Here is a 20,643-nt window from a genome sequence, read left to right on the forward strand (position 1 = left end):
TCATGGGGCCGGTCCGCTGATCGAGGGATCCAGGCCCGGAGCGGCGGTCCGGCGCCCGTGCGGCGGGCGTATGCGTGAGGCACGGGTGCACGCTCAGGAGCGCCACCGAAGCAGACGGTCGGAACATCGGCCGGCAGCGGCTCAGAGCCTGTCGGATGACCTCTGACCGGGCAGCCACGCCCTGGCACGCACGCTTCCCGCGTTGCCGAAATGCCCTAGTAGCTCCTTCCCCAAGCTCTCAACTTCGTTCGAGCAGGGGAGGCCCCATCCGAGGACATCCCGGCGCCTTGGAATCGCACGCACCAGACCGCGTCCGCTATCCGATCGAAGGTCACCCGACAGGCTCTCAGGCTGAGCGTGGGGACTCGGTCCGGGGCCCGTGCCATGGCGGTTTTCAAGACCGGTCCACGTATCGCCACTACGAGCCTTTGACCTGGGCATACAGGTCCGGCAAGACGCGCATGCGCACTTCCTGACCGGAGGTTGGCCGACCGCTCCCGTCAGCGACTCCGTCGTCCCGCCCGCCACCACACTCGCGGTAGTCGGTCGAACTGGCCAGTACTACATGGACACATCTGGTTGCGACCTGCGGCGATGCGCAAGGCCGCCACCTCCTGGTCTCTTCCCGTGTGGCCAGGCTGATGTGTCCCCGTAGTACTGGATCCATGCCCGGGGGGCGGGCACGGCCGCTGGGGGGACTGTTGGACCCCCGCTCTGCGCCTGCCGCTAGAGTGCGATGCTTGTTCGATTCGCCGCGGGGTGGAGGGGGAGGGGTTGTGAGCGCACAACTGAGGGACACCGCCGGGGAGTTGGCGGGGATATTGTGGCGGGAACACACCGTGTACCGGGAGCGGTCCGGCGGTGTGGTCATCCGGGGTGAGCATGTACGGCGGTGGATCAGCCTCGCTCCGGCGGGCGGCCGGGACGAGGTCCTCGTACGCGCGGGGCGCATCCTGGACGGCGGCACCACCGCTCCGGCGCGTTCGGAGGCCGTGGTGCCCCTCTCCGCCGGTACAGGCATGCTCGCCGCGACCTGCCGTCGCCTGCTCGCCGAGGCGGCGGCCGATGTGGCGCCGGTCGCGCCGGGACGGGCAGCGCCCGGGCGGTCCAAGCGGTCCGGGAAGGCCGCGCGGCCCAAAGGCAGTGGGAAACACACCAGTTTCGGTTCATGGGTGATCCTTGCCTGCGTCGCCGGTGTGATCGCCCTGTACGTCTACAGCACCGCGATGCACGGCTGACCAGTACTACAGGGACACATCAGCCTGGCCACAAGGGAAGGGGCCAGGTCGTAGAGGCGACCAGGCCGGCCCTTGCGCATCGCCGCAGGACGCGGCAGGCAGGGACAGCAGCCCGATCGTGGCCGGTGAGAACGGCCTGCTTCGCATTCGGGACCGGGCGCTGCTGCCGCACACGCCCGGCTTCTTCGATCTCGTCTCCGTCCCGTTCCCTTACGACCCGTCCGCGACCGCCCCGACATGGGAACGCTTCCTGCGGCAGCGTCGTACGGGTGCCTGCGAATGAGACCGGAACTGAGACCGGGCGCTCGTTCATTTACCGGCCTCCGGGCCGTACCACTGCATAGCTTGACCGGTGACGGCGGCGATGCATTCGAAGTCGTGGTCGCGGTGCAGGAGGGTCAGACCCTGGAGTTCTGCGGTGGCGGCAACGACGAGGTCCACAGCCCCCGCACTGCGGTGCTGACCGCGCTGGGTGAGCAGCCCCTGAACCTGCCAGGCGCGGTCGTACGAACGGTCATCGACGGGCGCCCAGCCGAACAGCAGCCGCATGTCGTCGATGCCGCGTGTACGGTCTGCGGCGGAGCGGGCGCTGCGGAAGAACTCCAGCTCGGTGATCGGGCAGGTTGCGATGAGTCCTGCCGTGGCGGCCTGGTCCCATCCGTACTGTTCGGCGTCGCCATGAAGGAATCGGGCGAGCGCGCTGGTGTCGATCAGGAACTGGGCCGCGCTCATCGCCGGTAGTCCCTCTTGTCCGTGAAGAGGTCCAGATCGAAGCCCCCTTCGTCCGCTGCCGCGCGCAGTCGGGTGAGAGCCAGGGCCCGTCGGCGGTTCTCGAGCACCTCGCGCAGAGCGGTGTTGACCGTCTCCTTCTTGGTGCTGGTCCCCAGCGCCTGAGCCACGGCGGTCAGTAGTTCGTCGTCGAGGTCGATCACTGTTCGGCTCATCCGGGCACCTCCTGAGATATCAACTATCGCAACTGATGTCGCGGGTCTTGATGTCGCGATCCTTGGGGGCGCATCGGCGCCCGCAACCTGGCTGACGCCGGTCCACCGACGGGTACGGCCCCGCACGCGCGGCGGTCATGGCCCATTGGGAGGCGGCGCGCACTCATTCGGGCGCATCACCCGCGCCGTCACTCCCTCTCACTCTCCCCTGTGGTTTGAGTGATCTTCCGCACGTCGTCATTCGTCCTTCCGGGACTGGTCCGCACGGCCCCTTTCCCGCGCCACCCCGCACGGTGACGGCGTCCCCAGACACGATCACCAGGAGTTGTAGTGACATCACCACGACGGGGTGCCGGGCTTGCCGCCGCGGCTGCCCTGCTGGGCTCGCTGTTTCTCGGCGCTCCGGCCGCCCAGGCGGCACCCGCCGCAACGGTCGCCGATGACTCGCACCGGCCACAGGTCTGCCGGGGCCTGGTACCGGATCCCATTCCGTACGCCCTGCGCTCTGACTACTTCTGCGACGACTGGCGGCTCGGCCCGAAGAAGCTGCCGACCCGTGGGCTGGTGGCGAACACCCTCGACCGCTACCAGCGCCTCGGCCGCCTCACCGCGACCCAGTTCCTGAACCGGTGGTGGGACCCGGCTGCCGACACCGGCCAGGGCGACTGGCGCTACCCGGACGCCGACGGTTACGTGAAGGACCCCCAGGGGCAGCCGATCGCCGCCGAACTCTTGCTCCACGCGGGTCAGAAGGTCGACCGCTTCGGTAATGAGGCAGGCCGCTACCTGGCACCCGCCGGCACCAAGTACGGGAAGCGGAGCATCCCGCCGTCCAGCCTCAACACCGCCGATCCGCGCCACCCGTACAACTACTACCTGTACCGGGTGACCAGGGACGTCACGGTGTGTGCGGGACCGATCGCCCCGGCGTTCGAGCAGCCCGGCCTGGGCGTCCAGTACGTGACGTCCAGCTCGTACTGCCCGAACATTCCGCGCACCTCCGTGCTGGACCTGGTGCGCAACGGGACCTTGGTGCGGCTCGCGACCTCTTAGCTTCCCGGCTGCGACGGCTGCCGCATGCCTCGTACAGATCGCCCCGGATGGGAGACTGGTTCCGTGGACCGTCACCAACTGTGCGAGGCGCTGCGGGCAGCCGGAGTTCCCGATGCCCACTACGAGATCCCCGGCTGCCCGGGCGGCCACCCTCCGCTTGAGGGCTACTACCTGGCTCAGCGCGAGGGCGAGTGGATCGTGGGAGTCCACGAGCGCGGCAGACGCGAGGTACTGGAGACCTTCGCCGACGAAAGCCGGGCCTGTGCATGGCTCTACGAACGCCTCACCGACGAGAGTTCGCCGCCTGCCCGGCCCACAGCGACGGAGATGGACGAACTGCTGCACGACAGTGAGGGCATCGAACGGCGAGCACAGGAGCAGCTCGAACAGGCGCTCGCGGAGCGCCGGCGCGGGACCCGCCACGACCCACCGACCGATGTCCACTGAGCGGTGCCGACCCGAGGGGCGCCCATGTCTCCCCCGGCTCTTGCGGTCGCATCGGCATCGACCTCCTTCCCGAACGACAACGTCGGGTTAAACATCAAGTTGAGACCAGGAACGTCGAAGGGCCCCACCGCAAGCGGTGGGGCCCTTCGACGTATTGCCCGGTGAGAGCAATGGCGGAGAATACGGGATTCGAACTCGTGAGGGGTTGCCCCCCAACACGCTTTCCAACATTTCAAGGTGCACCCGGCCCATATTTCGGATGCTATCCGCAGTAATCCGAATTATGATGGCGGCCCGGTGCGTCTGATCTCGTGCCACTCCGGTTATTCCGCACCGAACTCCGTGGAGCTTCCGCTCGCTCAGAGTGTGGCCAACGACCTGGGAGTGCCCGTGACGGCGCCGACCAATAAAGTGGGAACCTCTGCTGAGAAGGGTTTGGGGCAGACACCGGAGATTGGCGATGGTGGGTATTGGCGTACGTACCTGCCGATGGCCAAGTAATGGGAACGAACAGTGGAGGTACAGTGATTAGGCGAGTCGGGTTCTATAGAGAGTTCAATTCTCAGAACCCGGATGGATCGGCTCCGTCCATTCATGACGACGTTCGGTCTCATGCGTTGTTCGATGAGGCGCAGACCCTGGAATACATGTCGTCATGTCGCGAGATTTACACCACGATGGGGGCGGACCTCGATGTGATTTCGGATGATGAGGAATTTGTTGCTGGGGCTGGATCGCTCATCACTGATGGCACATGGGTATGGCCTCTCGAACTCCAGTATTATATCCGCCGATATCATGTGGAATTGCCGGAAGATTTTCTGGCGGCTGTCCGTGCCGCGAATTACACGCCTCCCAAAGTTTCGAGCGCGCGCCACGTGGAGATCGTGGACGATCTTTTCGGCCCCTCCGCTTTTGGTGAGGGGGCGAACCGCGAGGAAGGCCGGGGAGGGTTCTTCTCCTGGTACCTGTCGGATCTGACTTCGCAGAGCTGGGGCCGACTGCTGGGAGCGCTGGAATCCGCTGGGCTGAACACCCGCCATCTGCTCACCGAGGACATATTCCTCGCCCGTGCCGGTAAGGGCGGTTCGGACTCCCTGCCCGTACGTGACGTGCCCGGTATGGCCGAGGTGCTGGCCGGCCCTGGTGACGGCGAGTTCGAACTCCACCTGTGGCTCGCTCTGGACACCTACACGATCGTTCGGGTGCGTCGGCTCGACGACACCACGACGGTGGTGGTCTACGACATCGCACACCTGCAGGAGCCGGAGCGCGAGGAGGTGGTGGCCGCGCTGGTGCGGGCCTTGGACGAATTCCGTGACGACTGCCAGGGTTTCGTCCTCGACCGTACGGGGCGCAGCTCCCGCGACGCCTGGGACTCGCTCATCCTTGAGCGCGCCTGGCCGTCCGAGCCCTTCCCGGACAGCGTCGCGGTCGATGCCGGCCTGGGTGCGCTGCCGTCGGGTTCCGGCGCCGTGACACGCGCCGAGTACGGACACCTGGCGGTGTTCAACAGGAATCGCGTGGACGGTGCACAGGCGTAGACGGGTACGGAGGCTTCGCCGCAGCCGCATTGCCGCTGTCGGGCGGCGAGGCCAAGGTGTTGTACGAGTCGGAGGGTACGTGGAGACCGGCATGCGGCAACCCCTCGGCAATACGTCGAAGGGTTGCCCCCAACACGCTTTCCAAATGTTCGTCTGGGGGCTCGGCGCCTCTCGGTTGCGTCCTGACCTGAAGCGGAGTGGGCCACCGGGCAGGTGGTGGACGCTGCTGGACGGGGGTGAATGAGACCAGAACTGAGACCAGGGCGCCGGGTCATACCTTCCTGACGACGATCGTGTCCGGGACTAGCCTCTCCAGGTCGTCCACGTCCGAGGTAAAGACGGTGACCTGCCCCTTCTGCTGGCGTGCGATGACAGCGAGCACGGCATCGATTGCGTACTTGTGACCGTGCAGCTTGGCATCGGCCAGGAGGCGTCGGGCCTGGCGGGCCTCGTCCTTTCCGATGTCGGCGACCTTGAGCCGGGAGAGTACCCAGTCCCAACGCTGCTCGGTGGTTCTGCCGTCGTACGCCTCGACCAGCGTCATGGGAGACGTCACCACCTCGGCCTCGCCCCGGGCCGCGAGATCGAGCCAGGCGATCATCTTCCGATCGCCGCGCACGGCCAGGGACAGGGCTTCGCAGTCGAGTACGAAGACGCGCAGGGGCCGCTGCCTCTGCTCAGCGCCCCGCTTCTTCACGCCGCCTCTCCGGCGTTGTGCTGTCCTGTGGCGCGGCGCCGCTCGTGTTCGGCGTCGAGATCCTCCAACTCGTCGAGGGCTGCCGCACGCTCGTCCTCGGTGACGGGGCCGTGTTCTGCCTGCAGCCAGTCGACCAGTTCCCCAAGGCGGTCTCGGTCCCGTTTGAAGCGCAGCGCCTCGGCGACGTACGCCGACAGGCCCCGCTCTGCCGCCTCCGCACGGATCTCGTCCAGGAGATCCTCGGGAATCGTCACCGTTACCTTCTTCGTCGCCATACAAGAGACCATACTCTTGGTGTCACACTCCTTACCAGTGCGTCGCATGGTCGACGACTCGGATCACGCGGCGGTGGCGGGGCGTGGGCTGCTGTGGAAGACCTGGCTGGCGTGCCAGGAGCGGTGCATCGCTGCGACGGGGTGGGCGCCCGGTTGAGGTCCGATGAGCGGGCGACCGGCGAGCGCTATGACATGCTCGCGGGCGGCTGGGCTGTGGCCGACGAAGCGTTGTGAGACCAGGATGCGGTGACCGTCACCGATGCCGAGGACTCCCTTGTCGAAGAGCTTGTGGTGCAGCGAGCACAGGCACACTCCGTTGTCGACGTCGTCCGGGCCGTCGAACGCCCACCAGCGCACGTGCGCGGCCTCCAGTCCGACCGGCACCGCGCCGATCCTGCCGTCGTAGCCGCAGAAGGCGCACCGGTACGGCACAGTGAGGGCAAACCGCGAACATGAGCTTCCATCCCGTCCGCCTTCGACCCACACATCGTGGAGCGGGCGTGGTTCAGGGCGTCAAGGTGGAGCGCGCCACTGTACGAACGACCTTGACGCCCTGGGCCGCGTCTGCTCGGCTCTGCCTGGGTCGAATTTCCGGAGGACTCCGAAGAGTCTCGTTGGACTGCAGATGAGACCAGGAACGTCGAAGGGCCCCACCGCGAACGGTGGGGCCCTTCGACGTATTGCCCGGTGAGAGCAATGGCGGAGGATACGAGATTCGAACTCGTGAGGGGTTGCCCCCAACACGCTTTCCAAGCGTGCGCCCTAGGCCACTAGGCGAATCCTCCGCGGCAAACAATACAAGACGTTGAGGAGTGCTCGCGAACCCGTTCCCCTCCGACTCCCCTCCGGCTCCCCTCCGACTCGTCCGGGGCGGTTCCGGAAGGTGGGGCAGTGGACTGGCAGGGGTGGGGATCGGCTAAGGTGGGCGTCAGCCCCTCACGTGGCGCTATCTGACTGAACTCCCCCAGGGCCGGAAGGCAGCAAGGGTAGGTTGGCTCTGGCGGGTGCGTGAGGGGCCCTTGTGTTTTCAGGGGGTGTGCGGCGCTTCGCCGGTCCGGGGCCGGTTGTCGGTCCGCCCGGATAACCTCGTAGGTGTGTCGTCCCTTGCGCTGTACCGCCGCTATCGCCCCGAGTCGTTCGCCGAGGTCATCGGGCAGGAGCATGTCACTGACCCGCTGCAGCAGGCCCTGCGGAACAACCGGGTCAATCACGCGTACCTGTTCAGCGGTCCGCGCGGCTGCGGCAAGACGACCAGCGCGCGCATCCTCGCCCGCTGTCTGAACTGTGAGCAGGGGCCGACGCCCACGCCGTGCGGAGAGTGCCAGTCCTGCCGGGACCTCGCGCGCAACGGGCCGGGATCGATTGATGTCATCGAGATCGACGCCGCATCGCACGGTGGCGTGGACGACGCCCGTGATCTGCGGGAGAAGGCGTTCTTCGGGCCCGCGTCGAGTCGTTACAAGATCTACATCATCGATGAGGCGCACATGGTCACATCGGCGGGGTTCAACGCCCTGCTGAAGGTGGTCGAGGAGCCGCCGGAGCACCTCAAGTTCATCTTCGCGACCACCGAGCCCGAGAAGGTCATCGGCACGATCCGGTCGCGTACGCATCACTACCCGTTCCGCCTCGTGCCGCCGGGGACGCTGCGCGAATATCTCGCCGAGGTCTGCGGCAAGGAGAACAGCTACGTCGAGGACGGCGTGCTGCCGCTGGTCGTGCGGGCCGGGGCCGGGTCCGTGCGTGACTCGATGTCGGTGATGGACCAGCTGCTGGCAGGTGCGGGCGACGACGGTGTGACATACGCCATGGCGACCTCGCTGCTCGGTTATACGGACGGCTCACTGCTCGACTCGATCGTGGACGCCTTCGCGGCGGGGGACGGGGCCGCGGCCTTCGAGGTCGTGGACCGGGTGATCGAGGGCGGTAACGACCCACGCCGTTTTGTCGCCGATCTCCTGGAGCGGCTGCGTGACCTGGTGATCCTCGCCGCCGTGCCGGACGCCGGGGAGAAGGGCCTGATCGACGCACCCGCCGATGTCGTCGAGCGGATGCAGGCCCAGGCGTCCGTCTTCGGTGCCGCCGAGCTGAGCCGCGCCGCCGACCTGGTCAACGAGGGGCTTACGGAGATGCGCGGGGCGACCTCGCCGCGCCTCCAGGTCGAGCTGATCTGCGCCCGGGTGCTGCTGCCCGCGGCCTTCGACGACGAGCGTTCGCTGCAGGCCCGGCTCGACCGGCTGGAGCGCGGTGCGTCCTTCGCGACCGCCGGTTCGGGGCCCGCCATGGGGTACGTACCCGGGCCGGAGGCTCTGGCCCATGCCCCCGCCCCCGTCGCCCCGGCCGTGCAGCCCGGCGCCGGACCCGCTGCCGCGCGTGCGGCGGTACGGGGGGAGGAGCCCGCCCCCGCGGTGCCGCCCGCATCCGCCGCAGCGCCCCCGGCACCCGCGCAGTCCATGGCCCCCGTCGCTCCGGCCGCTCCGCAGCCGGCGGCCGAGGCCCCGGCTCCCGCGGGCGGTCAGCGCCCCGGTGCCTGGCCCACCGCCGCCGCACCGGAATCGGGCCGCCGTCCTGGTGGCTGGCCGACCGCTTCCGCTCCCGGCCATTCGCCCGTCCCGCAGGCAGCCCCGGCCACTGCCCCGGCCCAGGCCGCTCCCGCGGCACCGGTGCCCGCCGCCGCCGGACCGGGCCCGGGAATGACACAGGGCGCCGGCCAGGTACGGAACATGTGGCCGGACATCCTGGAGGCCGTGAAGAACCGCCGCCGGTTCACCTGGATCCTGCTCAGCCAGAACGCCCAGGTCACCGGCTTCGACGGCACCACCCTGCAGATCGGCTTCCTGAACGCGGGCGCGCGCGACAACTTCACGAGCAGCGGCAGCGAGGATGTGCTGAAGCAGGCCCTCGCCGAGCGGTTCAACGCACAGTGGAAGATCGAGGCGATCGTCGACCCGTCGGGCGGTGCGGGCGCACCCCCGCAGACCGGTGGCGGCCGCCCCTCCGCCGCCGCGCCCGCGCCGCAGCGTCCGGCCCCAGCGCCCCAGCAGAGTTACGAACCCCGCCCCGCCCCCGCCCCGCACCAGCAGCCGAGCGCCGCACCTGCCGCGGAGCCCGTACCGCAGTCGTACTCCGCGCCCGAACCCCCGCGATCGGTCGCTCCCGAGGACGACACCCCGGAGGCGGACGACCCGGACCTCGTCGACTCGGCGCTCTCCGGGCACGACCTGATCGTCCGCGAGCTGGGCGCCACGGTCGTCGAGGAGTTCACCAACGAGTAGCGCGGGCCGGACGGGGTCGCGGTACACCTCAGGGACTGTCCACGAAGCGGCGTCCGTCAAGGCCGCCGCGCCCCGGCGGCTAGGCTGCACCCCGTGAAGGTCCTCGTCATCGGCGGCGGCGCCCGCGAACACGCCCTGTGCCGCTCTCTCTCCCTCGACCCCGACGTCACCGCTCTGTACTGCGCTCCCGGCAACGCCGGCATCGCGGAGGTGGCCGAACTGCACCCGGTCGACGCACTCGACGGCGACGCCGTCGCGCGCCTCGCCACTGACCTGGGCGCCGAGCTGGTGGTCGTCGGCCCGGAGGCACCGCTCGTCGCCGGCGTCGCCGACGCCGTGCGTGCCGCGGGCATCCCCTGCTTCGGCCCGTCCGGTGAGGCGGCCCGGCTGGAGGGCTCCAAGGCGTTCGCCAAGGACGTGATGGCCGGGGCAGGTGTCCCGACCGCCCGCAGTTACGTCTGCACCACCCCCGCCGAGATCGACGCCGCCCTCGACGCGTTCGGTGCCCCGTACGTCGTCAAGGACGACGGTCTCGCCGCGGGCAAGGGCGTCGTCGTCACCGACGATGTCGAGGCGGCCCGCGCCCACGCCCTGGCCTGCGACCGCGTGGTCATCGAGGAGTTTCTCGACGGCCCCGAGGTCAGCCTCTTCGCGATCACGGACGGCACCACCGTGCTGCCGCTCCAGCCCGCGCAGGACTTCAAGCGCGCCCTGGACAACGACGAGGGCCCGAACACCGGCGGCATGGGCGCGTACTCCCCGCTCCCGTGGGCCGACCCCAAGCTGGTCGACGAGGTCATGCAGTCGGTGCTCCAGCCGACCGTCGACGAGCTCCGCCGCCGCGGCACCCCGTTCTCCGGGCTGCTGTACGCGGGCCTCGCGATCACCTCGCGCGGAGTCAGGGTGATCGAGTTCAACGCCCGTTTCGGTGACCCCGAGACCCAGGTGGTCCTGGCCCGTCTGAAGACTCCGCTGGCCGGGGTGCTGCTGGGCTCCGCCAACGGCACCCTGGACGAGCTGCCCCCGCTCAAGTGGCGCGACGAGGCCGCCGTCACCGTGGTCATCGCCTCGCACAACTACCCGGGTACGCCGCGCACGGGTGACCCGATCCACGGCCTCGACGATGTGGCGGCACAGGATGCCCCGCATGCGTACGTCCTGCATGCCGGGACCAGGCGAGACGGCGACGAGATCGTCAGCGCGGGCGGGCGGGTGCTGTCCGTGACCGCCACAGGCAAGGACCTCGCCGGCGCCCGTGAGCGTGCCTACACGGCGGCGGCCCGGATCCGGCTCGACGGATCGCAGTTCCGCACGGACATCGCCCAGAAGGCCGCGGAGGCCTGACACCGGAACGGAACGGACTGGACGCGAGTCCTCCGGACCGTACGGGTCCGCCTTGGTCCGGGGCGCGGGGCCGGGTACGTCACCCGATCTGCCCGCCCCCGCCCCCGCCCCCGGATGCGGCTCAAGTCCGCCCCCGAACCCCCGTCGACACCCACTGACGCGCCGCTGCCCCAAGGACGGCGGCGTGTCAGCACCTTTACCCAAAGCCATTCCATCGAGTGACGGCTGAGCTATCCGGATGACGCCCGCCGAGGCCCCAACTAAGGTGCGGCGCAAGCATTCCGGCACTTGGCTCACTGGCATTGCGATGTCGGTGACGGGTGCCACAGTGGGGGAGTGAACAACACCGCCGCGGGGACAGAGGGGGTGACGTCCGGCCGTGTCCGGTACCGGTACAAGTGAGGAGCTGGGTGCGCAGAGTGCGCGCGCCCGTGCTCTCGCTCTGCTGCGCATCCGCAGCAGAGCGACCGCCGCAGCCATCCTGCCGGCGGCGGTGGCCGTCGTGCTGCTCGTCGCGGGCGCACAGGGCCGTGCCGTCGGCAGCGGCTGGGACACGGCGCGCTGGGCCGTGACGGCCTGCGCGGTCGTCGTGCTCGTGCTCGCCGCAGTGGTCGCGGTCGCGATCGTACGGGCGAGGCCGGCGGTCAGCCCGACCGTTCCGCTCCCGGAGGACGCCGCCCCCGATCTCTACCGCCTGGTCAGGGACCTCGCCGACCGGCTCGGGGTTCCCGCGCCCTCGGCGATGGCACTCACGCCCGACTGCGACAGCTGGCTGGAGGACCGCACACACCCCTCGACGCGGCCGGCGGCAGGCCCCGGAGCGGATCCGGGAAGGCGTTCTGCGGTCCGGACCCGCCGTCGGGTCCAGGCGGCGCCCGTGCTGGTCATCGGTTCGCCGTTCCTGTGGTGGATGCGGGTCGCGGAGCTACGGGCGGTGCTCGCCCCGGTCGTCGCGGGCACAGGTCCCTCCGCGCATCCCGACATAGCCGCAGCACGTCGTTTCGTACGGGGGCTGGACGGAGCGGTTGCCGACGCGGCCGCGCCCGTTTCCGGGCCGCTGTCCCGGGTGCGCAGAGTGCCGCGGGCCTTCGTCGGCCGGGTCGCCCTGCTTCTGCTGCGCAGCTGTCGCACCCATGCCGCGGAGATGGAGCGGGGTGTCGCCGCTGCCGCGTCGGTTCGTGCACAGGGTGTGGATTACGGGCTGCGGATCGTCGCCCAGGAGCAGGTCGGCCTCGCCTACGCGGGCTGGGACCGGCTGCTCACCCGCGTCGCGCTGCCCGCCTGGCAGATGGGCCGCTGGCCGTCCCGGCTGGACGCGGGTGTCGTGTCCGCCCTCACCGAGCTCTCCCGTCGCGACCGGCTTGCCGACGGATTCACCTCGCGGCTGGGTGAGCGTCCTGCCTGTGACCTCCTGGAGGAGCCGGGCGCGGCCGACGAGGCGGCATCGCTGCTGGCGGCACGGCTCTTCCACGGCGGCCCGGCGGAGACCGGTCCCGACTGGTCGCCGGTCGACTGGCAGCAGTATCCGGAAGAGGTGGTCGACCGGAAGTGGCGCACCGAGGCCGCACGCCTGCACCGTGTCCTCGACTCGATGGGAACGGTGCCCGCGTCGCCCGAGGGCGGCTCCTCGGACGATCCCGACTGTGCGGTATTTCCCATGGACGCCACAGTGCCCACGCTGGCCCGTGTCGTCGAGCATCTGGCAGGCCGCTGCGGGAGCGGCGAGGAGCTCGCGGCCGGGATCAGCGCCGCGGTGGCCCGTGAGGAGGCGGCGGCCCAACAGCCCCCGGCCGGCGGCACATCGTGCCCGGTGGGTGCCCGGAGCGTCGCTCACTCGGGCACGGACGTCCTGGACTTCTGGGGCCCCGACCTCCTTCCGCTCTTCCCGCTCCAGCCACCCCGTACGGGTACGGAACTGCTCGCCGACCATGTCGCGGCGATGGTCTGCTGCGCCGCGGTCGACACGGCGGGTGCGGCGCCCGGACTCGACTGGCTCGACGGTCCCGCGCTGTTGGTCGGCGGCGAGCGTCGGGCGGATCTGGGCAGTCCCGTCCTCAGCCTGGTCGAGGACGGGGATGCGGGGCCGCTGCGTTCCTGGCTCGCCTCGGTCGGCGTACGCACCGACAAACCCGTCCGTCTCGTCTGAACCACGGACCTCGACGGCCTCGACCACAGAGCTGAACCACAGCATCCCCACCTTGCTCAGAGGCAGCACCGTCGGGGGCACCGCACCCCCAATACCCGGAAGGAAGCGTTCCGTTCACGTCAATTAGCGACGAACGGTGACGGAGTGCATGCGTTATGTGATGTGCTGGGGATCGACGCTGACAGTCGGCGCATCACTGTTGGCGCACCGATGACGCACGGACGGTGATGATCGCCGTTGATCCCCGGTGACGATCAACTTTGTCTCACTGTCGTGTCGGGGGGACTAGAGGGAGGGAAGCGGTATGGGGGCGGAGCAGATTCGTCGATGGGAGTCGGGTGCCCTCGCGCACGCCGTCTCCGACCCCTTCGGGCAGGGCCCGCTGCCCTGGCTGCGCGGCAGTGAGAACTACTTCGACGACACCGGACATGTCGTCCCCTGGTACGTGGACCCCACGCTGGCCCGCAGCTCCACCGACGGCGGCACCCGCACGGCCGACGATGTGCACCGCCAGATCAAGGGCTTCACCTCCACGGGCGCCGCGGCCCCCGGAGAGGCGATCGACTTCCACATCACCGTGGACCCGCCCCAGCAGTTCTCCGTGGACATCTACCGCATCGGTCACTACGGGGGCGACGGCGCCGCCAAGATCACCACGAGCCCCCGGCTCTCCGGCATCGTCCAGCCAGCCCCGCTCACCGCCGACCGCACGGTCTCCTGCCACCACTGGTGGCAGTCCTGGCGGCTGCAGATCCCCACCTACTGGTCGATCGGCGCCTACGTCGCTGTGCTCACCACCGTCGACGGATACCGCTCCCACATCCCGTTCACGGTCCGCGACGACCACCCGGCCGATCTCCTGCTGGTCCTGCCGGACATCACCTGGCAGGCGTACAACCTCTACCCGGAGGACGGCCGCACGGGCGCCAGCCTCTACCACGCCTGGGACGAGCAGGGCCGCCTCCTGGGCGAGGAGGACGCCGCGGTCACCGTCTCCTTCGACCGCCCGTACGCGGGCGCCGGTCTGCCGCTCCACGTCGGTCATGCCTACGACTTCATCCGCTGGGCCGAGCGGTACGGCTACGACATCGCGTACGCCGACACACGCGATCTGCACGCGGGCCGGATCGACCCGGGCCGCTACCGGGGCCTGGTCTTCCCCGGCCACGACGAGTACTGGTCGGTGCCCATGCGCCGTACCGCCGAACTCGCCCGCGACGACGGCACCTCACTCGTCTTCCTCTCCGCCAACACCATGTACTGGCAGGTCAGCCTCTCCCCGTCGCCGTCCGGCGTCCCGGACCGGCTGCTCACCTGCCGCAAGCGCCGCGGCCCGGGCAAGCCCGCGCTCTGGCGCGAGATCGACCGCCCCGAGCAGCAGCTTCTCGGCATCCAGTACGCGGGCCGGGTCCCCGATCCGCGCCCCCTGGTCGTACGGAACGCCGAGCACTGGCTGTGGGACTCGACGGGCGCTTGCGAGGGCGACGAGATCGACGGCCTGGTCGCGGGCGAGGCCGACCGCTACTTCCCGCGCACCGCGCTCCCCGAGCACGAGAGCCGCATCCTGCTCGCCCACTCCCCGTACCAGGACAGCGATGGAGTCAAGCGCCACCAGGAGACCTCCCTGTACCGGGCCCCGTCCGGCGCACTCGTCTTCGCCTCCGGCACCTTCGCCTGGTCTCCGGCGCTGGACCGCCCCGGCCATGTGGACCCCCGCATCCAGCGGGCCACCGCCAATCTCCTCGACCGCATCTGCAAACGCGCCTGAAACGCCTCCGGGGCCACGGCACTCGGCGCCACGGACGCCCCCGCTCCGCCCCACCGCACCCCGATACGGGAGAATCGGTACGACTCCTGGATCAACCTACGCGGAGGCAGCGTGTCCGGATTTGTAGAAAAGCCCGAACCAGTGCAGGTCCCGGGGCTCACCCACCTCCACACCGGCAAGGTGCGCGACCTGTACCGGAACGAGGCGGGCGACCTCGTCATGGTCGCCAGCGACCGTATGTCCGCGTACGACTGGGTCCTGCCCACCGAGATCCCTGACAAGGGCCGGGTGCTCACCCGGCTCTCGCTGTGGTGGTTCGACCAGCTCGCCGATCTCGTACCGAACCACGTCCTGTCCACGGAGCTCCCCGCCGGAGCCCCCGCGGACTGGGCCGGCCGGACACTGATCTGCAAGTCGCTGCGGATGGTCCCGGTCGAGTGCGTCGCCCGCGGCTACCTCACCGGCTCGGGCCTCGTCGAGTACAAGGAGTCCCGCACGGTCTGCGGTATCGCGCTGCCCGAGGGCCTCGTCGACGGCTCCGAACTCCCGGCGCCGATCTTCACCCCCGCCACCAAGGCGGCCGTCGGCGACCACGACGAGAACGTGAGCTACGAGGAGGTGGCCCGCCAGGTCGGCGCGGAGACCGCCGCGCAGCTGCGCCGCACCACACTGGATGTGTACAGCAGGGCCCGTGACATCGCGCGCGTACGCGGGATCATCCTCGCCGACACGAAGTTCGAGTTCGGTTTCGCTCCCACGGCCGACGGCGGCGAGGAACTGATCATCGCGGACGAGGTGCTGACCCCGGACTCCTCCCGCTTCTGGCCCGCGGCCACCTGGGAGCCGGGCAAGTCCCAGCCCAGTTACGACAAGCAGTTCGTGCGCGACTGGCTGACCTCGCCGGCCTCCGGCTGGGACCGCAAGAGCGAGCAGCCGCCCCCGGCGCTGCCCCAGGAGATCGTGGACGCGACCCGGGCGAAGTACCTGGAGGCGTACGAACTGCTCACCGGCACGCCTTGGCAGTAAGCAGCTCCCGGAACACGAAGAAGCCCCCGGCCGAAAGGCCGGGGGCTTCTTGCTGAACCGAGCGGACGACCAGGTTCGAACTGGCGACCTCAACCTTGGCAAGGTTGCGCTCTACCAACTGAGCTACGTCCGCAAGCGCCGAAGCGCGATGACCACTATACCCATCCGCGCTCGCGTGCGAGACGCAGCGCGGCATGACGGTTCTCCGCGCCGAGCTTCGAGGCGGCCGCCGAGAGGTAGTTCCGTACGGTTCCCTGCGACAGCGACGCCCGCTCCGCGATCTCCGCGACCGGCGCCCCGTCGGCCGCCAGCTCCAGCACCTCGGCCTCGCGCGCGGTCAGCGGCGAGTCCCCGGCGGAGATCGCATCGGCCGCCAACTCCGGGTCCACATAACGGTTTCCGGCGTGCACGGTACGGATGATCCCGGCCAGCTGCCGGGCACTGACGGTCTTCGGCACGAAGGCCCGCACGCCTGCCGCGAGTGCCCGCTTCAGATGTCCCGGCCGGCCGTGACTCGTCACGATCATCGTCCGGCAGCCGGGCAGTTCGGCCCGCAGGGATGTGGCGACGTTCACACCGTCGGCACCCGGCATCTCCAGATCGAGGACCGCCACATCGGGGCGATGAGCCCGCGCCATGGCCAGTGCCTCCGGGCCGGTCGCCGCCTCCGCGACCACCATGAGGTCGTCCTCCAGAGCGAGCAGCGCGGCCAGCGCGCCCCGGATCAGATGCTCGTCGTCGGCGAGCAGCACCCGTACAGCCGTCATCGTCGCTCCTTCTGAAGGGCGGGGGTGAGGTCCGGGGCCGTGCGCGGCAGCGGGATCGTGGCCGTCAGCCGGAACAGCCCGTTCCCTGCCGGACCTGCGTCCAGCGAACCGTCGAGCGCGTGAAGCCGCTCCCGCAGCCCGGCCAGCCCGGAGCCGCCCGGCCCGGCGGTGGCCTGCGGCGCCCCGTCGTTCTCCATGTCCAGCACCACCGTGTCCGCCGCAGCGCGCAGCCGGATCGTGCAGTGCCGCGGATCGCCGTGCCGCAGCACATTGGTCGCCGCCTCCCGCACCACCCAGCCGAGCGCCGACTGCACGGGCGCGGGCAGCGGACGGCCCTCATGGCCCTCCACCGCGCACTCGATCCCGGCCGCCCGCAACACGCTCTGCGCGCCCATGAGTTCGGTACTCAGGTCGGCCTCCCGGTATCCGCGTACGACATCACGCACCTCCTGCTGGGAGGCGCGGGCGATGCGCATCACCTCGACCATCTGGTCCACGGCCGCCGGCTTGCCGCGCTGGGCGAGCTCCACCGCCAGCTCGCTCTTCAGCGCGATCACGGCCAGATTCCGGCCCAGGACGTCGTGCATGTCCCGGCCGAACCGCAGCCGTTCCTCGGCGACCGCCAGCCGCGTCTCCACGTCCTGCGCCTCGCGGAGCTTCCACATCACGCCCAGCGACCAGGCGGACATCCGCGTGGTGACGGACATCATCCCGCTGCCGAACAACGTGGCGAAAAGTGCGGAGGTCATCAGCGCACCGCCGCCACCGAGCAGTCCCACCACGGCGCACACCCCGGCCGAGACGGCGGCCTGCTGAAGCATGGACACCCACTTCGGCACGATGAGCACGAAAGCGCAGGAGAACGGCACCATGCAGGCGCTGAGCACAAATCCCGGCTCCGGGAATTCGCGCATGCCCGTGCACCGGGCGAGGGCCAGAACCGCTGCCACGTTCGCCATCAGCGACACGGCTCCGACAGCGACCAGCCGCCGGTCCGCGGTCCCCCGGCCCAGATACTTCTCCAGCCCCCTGGCGGTGAGCACCGTCCCGCAGACCCCGTGCGCGACCGCGAGCAGGATCGCCAGGGCGATCAGCGCAGCGGGTGCGGCACCGCGTACGGGCCGGGTCACCGACATCAGGATCTGGATCAGCACCGCGAGCCACGCCAGCCCGTACAGCGTGCCGCGCGTATACAGGTCGACCTTGTCGAACCCGCTGCGCCCGCGCCAGCTCCCTGTTCGCCACCGCATGCGCACGGCACACCCCTTCTCAGCGTCGAGGTTCCCAGCGGAACCACCGCTGCACAGCAAACACGGCGAGCACCGTCCAGGCCAGCGCGGTCAGCCCGGCCCCGAGCAGGTCATACCCGTCCGCCCCGCCGAGCCAGCCCGCCCGTACGAGCGTCATCACCCCGGTCACCGGCAGCAGTTCGCATACGGACGCCACCCGGTCCGGCAGGATCTCCAGCGGTACGAAGAGCCCGGAGCCCATCATCGAGACGAGGAACAGCGGCAGCGTGGTGATCTGCGCCGTCTGTACGGTCCGGGTCACCGCGGACGTGGCGGCGGCCAGCGCCGCCAGCAGCACCACACCCGACAACAGTCCCGCGAGAAGCAGTTCGGGCCGTTCGGGCGCACCGAGACCGAAGAGCACCGCACCGGCCAGGACCACCAGCGCCGTCTGCGCCAGCGCCAGCGCGACCGACGGAAGCGCGGTCCCGGCGAGGATCTCCCCGTCGGCGAGCTCGCCGGTACGCAGCCGCTTCAGGACCAGGTCCTCGCGCCGCGCCACATAGGCGGCGACCAGGTTCATGTACACGACCTGCATCAGCACCATGCCGATGCCGCCGCTGAGCGCCGCCCCGGCCACGGTCAGCCCGGTCCCGCCCAGGTCGACCTGTTCCAGCGTCGACTTCATGGCCGCGACCATGGCCAGGGGCACCAGCAGCGCGACGAAGACCGCCGTCCTGTTCCGGGCGAGCAGGGTCAGCTCGGCCCTCCCGAGAGCGTTCAGCCGCCCGGACATCGTTGTGCTGGTCATGCGGCAGCCACCTTCTCCCCCTCCGACGCGCTCTGCGCGATATCGAGAAATGCCTCTTCGAGCGAGGCCGACCGGGCATCGAGCCCGAGCAGCGTCACGTCCGACTCCCGGGCCCAGAGCAGCAGTTCACCCAGCGATTCCTGCAGCCGGTGGGTGCGGATCTCGACCCTGCGTCCCTCGGCTGCTGCCTGCAGCGGCAGCGGAAGCCACGCCGCCGGGACTCCTTCGGGCAGCTCGAACCGGATGCGGGCGGGGCGGGCCGCCGTCACCTCGGCGGTGGTGCCCGCCGTCACGATCCGTCCCCGGTGCATGATCGCCAGCCGGTCGGCGAGCGCCTCGGCCTCCTCCAGGTAGTGCGTGGTGAGCAGGACGGTGATGCCGCCGTCGCGCAGCACCCGTACCAACTCCCAGGTGTCGCGCCGCCCCTCGGCGTCGAGCCCGGTGGTCGGCTCGTCAAGGAAGAGCACCTCGGGCCGGCCGAGCAGGGCCAGTGCGAGGTCGAGGCGGCGTCGCTCGCCGCCGGAGAGCTGCTTGACCCGTACGCGCGCCCGGTGGGTGAGCCCGACCAGGTCCAGCGCCTCACCGGTCGGCCGGGCGCCGCTGGTGCACCCCGCCCACATCCGTACGGTCTCGGTGACCGTCAGCTCGGACGGGAAGCCGCCCTCCTGGAGCATCACCCCGATCCGCGGCCGTACCGCGGCGCGCTCGCGGTACGGGTCGTGACCGAGCACCCGCACCGTGCCGTCGTCGGGCCGGGCAAGGCCCTCCAGCAGTTCGACGGTGGAGGTCTTTCCCGCGCCGTTCGTACCGAGCAGGGCGAAGAGTTCGCCGCGCGCCACCGAGAAGGAGACGCCGGTCACGGCCTCGAAGCCGCCGGCGTAGCGCCGTCGCACACCGCTCGCCTCGATCACGGGGTCGGTCGCCGAAACGATCACGGGATCCGTCGTGAAATCGGTCGCGGGTTCGTCTGTGATGTCCGCCACGGCGCCGCCCGCACGGGCGCTGGGAATGTCGTCGCTGGTCATGCCTACAGCTTTCCGCCGGATCGTCGCCGCAGGCAGTGCGAGCTGTCACCACTGCTCATGACAAACGTCATGAGCATCGGGTAAGGAGCGCGGACGGGAATACGACGAAGGCCCTGGTCGATATCGACCAGGGCCTTCGAACAAACCGATCAAGAGCGGACGACGAGATTCGAACTCGCGACCCTCACCTTGGCAAGGTGATGCTCTACCAACTGAGCCACGTCCGCATTGCTGCCGCTCATTGTACTCCCCTTGAGGAGATCCATCCGGCGGTGCGAGCACTACTCTACCCGATTCACCGGAGTGGTCGGTAAGAGTGATGCAGAGCGGGTGACAGGAATTGCACACTGCGCCTTCCCCCTGGAAGGGGGATGTTCTGCTACTGAACTACACCCGCACGCTGCGTGAGGTTCGGCTTTGCGGCCTTGCCCCTCGGCGTGCTCCAGACTTTAGCCGACCTGCAGGGGTGTAGCGCAAGTCGGTGGCCACGGGGTGTCGCCGAGAGGTGCGCGGGAGCGTTGGCGGGCGTTCACCGGCCGGCCCCCGGCGACCGGTCCGGGCGATCCGGACGTGTGCCGGGTTCTCAACTGGCTTCGCGGAACGCCTCGTAGACCTTCTTGGGGATCCGGCCGCGGGCCGGTACCTCCATCCGGTGGGAGCGGGCCCAGGCGCGCACGGCTGCCGGGTCGGGTGCGAGTGAGGTGTGCCGGTACGACGCAGGTGTCTTGCCGTGCTTACTGGCATTTGTCTGCTTTCGGCCGGCCGCCATGTACGGCGCCAGGACCTTGCGCAGTTTCTTTGCATTGGACGGATTGAGGTCGATCTCGTACGACTTCCCGTCCAGGGCGAAGGTGACCGTTTCCGCCGCTGCTCCCCCGTCGATGTCGTCGAAGAGCGTGACCACTACGCGCTGAGCCACGGATATCGGTCCTTTCCTACGGCATCGACGCGTCTGACATGCGCTGATGCCGGCCTTCCGGCTGTCAGGCGGATGTGAGTCGACGGGTGTCGACTGTTTAGGGGCAATGCTGCATTCCCCGGTAATCATTTGTAC

Annotated in this window: 19 protein-coding genes, 4 tRNA genes, 1 other RNA gene and 1 pseudogene; 11 read left to right on the forward strand and 14 right to left on the reverse strand. The window is 69.6% G+C overall.

The annotated features are described in order from the left end of the window. Positions 1-776: 776 nt before the first annotated feature. Together ACIPEK_RS20980 and ACIPEK_RS20985 are read left to right on the forward strand one after the other, a co-directional pair. On the forward strand, positions 777-1,238 hold the full coding sequence (locus ACIPEK_RS20980; protein ID WP_401998112.1) for a hypothetical protein: 462 nt from the start codon (positions 777-779) through the stop codon (positions 1,236-1,238). A 118-nt stretch (positions 1,239-1,356) separates the two neighbouring features. After that, complete coding sequence (locus tag ACIPEK_RS20985) at positions 1,357-1,521, forward strand: hypothetical protein (RefSeq protein ID WP_401998115.1); 165 nt, start codon at positions 1,357-1,359, stop codon at positions 1,519-1,521. Positions 1,522-1,547: 26 nt separating this feature from the next. Here the strand turns inward: ACIPEK_RS20985 and ACIPEK_RS20990 are convergent, their stop codons facing one another. Both ACIPEK_RS20990 and ACIPEK_RS20995 read right to left on the reverse strand, forming a co-directional pair. Continuing rightward, positions 1,548-1,970: a PIN domain nuclease gene (locus ACIPEK_RS20990; protein WP_401998118.1), complete on the reverse strand. Its 423-nt coding sequence runs from the start codon at positions 1,968-1,970 to the stop codon at positions 1,548-1,550. After that, a complete protein-coding gene (locus ACIPEK_RS20995) occupies positions 1,967-2,182 on the reverse strand; it encodes a type II toxin-antitoxin system VapB family antitoxin (protein ID WP_401998121.1) in 216 nt (71 codons plus the stop codon). Before ACIPEK_RS20995 ends, ACIPEK_RS20990 begins: the two co-directional genes overlap by 4 nt. 330 nt (positions 2,183-2,512) lie before the next feature. On the opposite strand from ACIPEK_RS20995, the gene ACIPEK_RS21000 reads away from it, so the two are divergent. From ACIPEK_RS21000 to ACIPEK_RS21010, 3 genes are all read left to right on the forward strand, one after another. Then, positions 2,513-3,235, forward strand: a complete 723-nt coding sequence (locus tag ACIPEK_RS21000; protein WP_401998124.1) for a TNT domain-containing protein — start codon at positions 2,513-2,515, stop codon at positions 3,233-3,235. 63 nt (positions 3,236-3,298) lie between these two features. Next, the gene (locus ACIPEK_RS21005; protein WP_401998127.1) at positions 3,299-3,682 is read left to right on the forward strand and encodes a hypothetical protein; all 384 of its coding nucleotides are present in this window, start codon (positions 3,299-3,301) and stop codon (positions 3,680-3,682) included. A gap of 617 nt (positions 3,683-4,299) precedes the next feature. After that, positions 4,300-5,226: a hypothetical protein gene (locus ACIPEK_RS21010; RefSeq protein ID WP_401998130.1), complete on the forward strand. Its 927-nt coding sequence runs from the start codon at positions 4,300-4,302 to the stop codon at positions 5,224-5,226. Positions 5,227-5,497: 271 nt separating this feature from the next. Here ACIPEK_RS21010 and ACIPEK_RS21015 read toward each other — a convergent pair whose 3' ends face one another. The 4 genes and pseudogenes from ACIPEK_RS21015 to ACIPEK_RS21030 all read right to left on the reverse strand — a co-directional run bounded on the left by ACIPEK_RS21015 (position 5,498) and on the right by ACIPEK_RS21030 (position 6,983). Then, positions 5,498-5,923: a PIN domain-containing protein gene (locus tag ACIPEK_RS21015; RefSeq protein ID WP_401998133.1), complete on the reverse strand. Its 426-nt coding sequence runs from the start codon at positions 5,921-5,923 to the stop codon at positions 5,498-5,500. Further along, positions 5,920-6,198 (reverse strand): CopG family transcriptional regulator, encoded by a 279-nt coding sequence (locus tag ACIPEK_RS21020; RefSeq protein WP_266689675.1) that lies wholly within the window; start codon positions 6,196-6,198, stop codon positions 5,920-5,922. Before ACIPEK_RS21020 ends, ACIPEK_RS21015 begins: the two co-directional genes overlap by 4 nt. A 63-nt stretch (positions 6,199-6,261) precedes the next feature. Next, positions 6,262-6,624: pseudogene (locus tag ACIPEK_RS21025) on the reverse strand (HNH endonuclease); the annotation flags it as partial. Positions 6,625-6,895: 271 nt separating this feature from the next. Next, a tRNA-Ser gene (locus tag ACIPEK_RS21030) sits at positions 6,896-6,983 on the reverse strand. A gap of 142 nt (positions 6,984-7,125) precedes the next feature. Here ACIPEK_RS21030 and ffs point away from each other — a divergent pair. From ffs to ACIPEK_RS21060, 6 genes are all read left to right on the forward strand, one after another. Then, positions 7,126-7,222, forward strand: an RNA gene (gene ffs, locus ACIPEK_RS21035) — signal recognition particle sRNA small type. Between the two features lie 70 nt (positions 7,223-7,292). After that, positions 7,293-9,473, forward strand: coding sequence for a DNA polymerase III subunit gamma and tau (locus ACIPEK_RS21040; protein ID WP_401998137.1), 2,181 nt, complete (start codon positions 7,293-7,295; stop codon positions 9,471-9,473). Between the two features lie 93 nt (positions 9,474-9,566). Beyond that, positions 9,567-10,817 (forward strand): phosphoribosylamine--glycine ligase, encoded by a 1,251-nt coding sequence (gene purD, locus ACIPEK_RS21045; RefSeq protein WP_383072952.1) that lies wholly within the window; start codon positions 9,567-9,569, stop codon positions 10,815-10,817. Between the two features lie 379 nt (positions 10,818-11,196). Continuing rightward, complete coding sequence (locus ACIPEK_RS21050; protein ID WP_401998140.1) at positions 11,197-12,963, forward strand: hypothetical protein; 1,767 nt, start codon at positions 11,197-11,199, stop codon at positions 12,961-12,963. A gap of 304 nt (positions 12,964-13,267) precedes the next feature. After that, the gene (locus tag ACIPEK_RS21055) at positions 13,268-14,731 is read left to right on the forward strand and encodes a N,N-dimethylformamidase beta subunit family domain-containing protein (RefSeq protein WP_401998142.1); all 1,464 of its coding nucleotides are present in this window, start codon (positions 13,268-13,270) and stop codon (positions 14,729-14,731) included. 111 nt (positions 14,732-14,842) lie between these two features. Continuing rightward, entirely contained in the window at positions 14,843-15,757 is a 915-nt protein-coding gene (locus ACIPEK_RS21060) for a phosphoribosylaminoimidazolesuccinocarboxamide synthase (protein ID WP_401998144.1), read from the forward strand. Between the two features lie 60 nt (positions 15,758-15,817). Here ACIPEK_RS21060 and ACIPEK_RS21065 read toward each other — a convergent pair. From ACIPEK_RS21065 to ACIPEK_RS21100, 8 genes are all read right to left on the reverse strand, one after another. After that, positions 15,818-15,890: transfer RNA gene (locus ACIPEK_RS21065), tRNA-Gly, on the reverse strand. Between the two features lie 22 nt (positions 15,891-15,912). After that, positions 15,913-16,524 (reverse strand): response regulator, encoded by a 612-nt coding sequence (locus ACIPEK_RS21070; RefSeq protein WP_383072956.1) that lies wholly within the window; start codon positions 16,522-16,524, stop codon positions 15,913-15,915. Continuing rightward, positions 16,521-17,774: a sensor histidine kinase gene (locus ACIPEK_RS21075; protein ID WP_401998147.1), complete on the reverse strand. Its 1,254-nt coding sequence runs from the start codon at positions 17,772-17,774 to the stop codon at positions 16,521-16,523. The genes ACIPEK_RS21070 and ACIPEK_RS21075 overlap by 4 nt, the downstream gene beginning before the upstream one ends. Before the next feature lie 19 nt (positions 17,775-17,793). Further along, entirely contained in the window at positions 17,794-18,564 is a 771-nt protein-coding gene (locus ACIPEK_RS21080; RefSeq protein ID WP_383072958.1) for an ABC transporter permease, read from the reverse strand. After that, positions 18,561-19,589 carry an ABC transporter ATP-binding protein gene (locus ACIPEK_RS21085; RefSeq protein ID WP_401998149.1) on the reverse strand — a complete coding sequence of 343 codons (1,029 nt, stop codon included), beginning with the start codon at positions 19,587-19,589 and terminating at the stop codon, positions 18,561-18,563. Before ACIPEK_RS21085 ends, ACIPEK_RS21080 begins: the two co-directional genes overlap by 4 nt. Before the next feature lie 154 nt (positions 19,590-19,743). Beyond that, a tRNA-Gly gene (locus ACIPEK_RS21090) sits at positions 19,744-19,816 on the reverse strand. Between the two features lie 98 nt (positions 19,817-19,914). Further along, positions 19,915-19,986 (reverse strand) — tRNA-Gly (locus tag ACIPEK_RS21095). Positions 19,987-20,172: 186 nt separating this feature from the next. Further along, complete coding sequence (locus ACIPEK_RS21100) at positions 20,173-20,508, reverse strand: Lsr2 family protein (RefSeq protein WP_383072960.1); 336 nt, start codon at positions 20,506-20,508, stop codon at positions 20,173-20,175. Positions 20,509-20,643 lie beyond the last annotated feature (135 nt).

This window comes from Streptomyces sp. NPDC088246, from assembly GCF_044741025.1.
In the GTDB taxonomy this organism is placed as follows: domain Bacteria; phylum Actinomycetota; class Actinomycetes; order Streptomycetales; family Streptomycetaceae; genus Streptomyces.

Bases quoted from the DNA above. Each gene is read 5' to 3' on its own strand.
- ACIPEK_RS20990 (WP_401998118.1), bottom strand. From the start codon at position 1,970: ATGAGCGCGGCCCAGTTCCTGATCGACACCAGCGCGCTCGCCCGATTC.
- ACIPEK_RS20995 (WP_401998121.1), bottom strand. From the start codon at position 2,182: ATGAGCCGAACAGTGATCGACCTCGACGACGAACTACTGACCGCCGTG.
- ACIPEK_RS21020 (WP_266689675.1), bottom strand. From the start codon at position 6,198: ATGGCGACGAAGAAGGTAACGGTGACGATTCCCGAGGATCTCCTGGAC.
- ACIPEK_RS21055 (WP_401998142.1), top strand. From the start codon at position 13,268: ATGGGGGCGGAGCAGATTCGTCGATGGGAGTCGGGTGCCCTCGCGCAC.
- ACIPEK_RS21070 (WP_383072956.1), bottom strand. From the start codon at position 16,524: ATGACGGCTGTACGGGTGCTGCTCGCCGACGACGAGCATCTGATCCGG.
- ACIPEK_RS21075 (WP_401998147.1), bottom strand. From the start codon at position 17,774: ATGCGGTGGCGAACAGGGAGCTGGCGCGGGCGCAGCGGGTTCGACAAG.
- ACIPEK_RS21080 (WP_383072958.1), bottom strand. From the start codon at position 18,564: ATGACCAGCACAACGATGTCCGGGCGGCTGAACGCTCTCGGGAGGGCC.
- ACIPEK_RS21085 (WP_401998149.1), bottom strand. From the start codon at position 19,589: ATGACCAGCGACGACATTCCCAGCGCCCGTGCGGGCGGCGCCGTGGCG.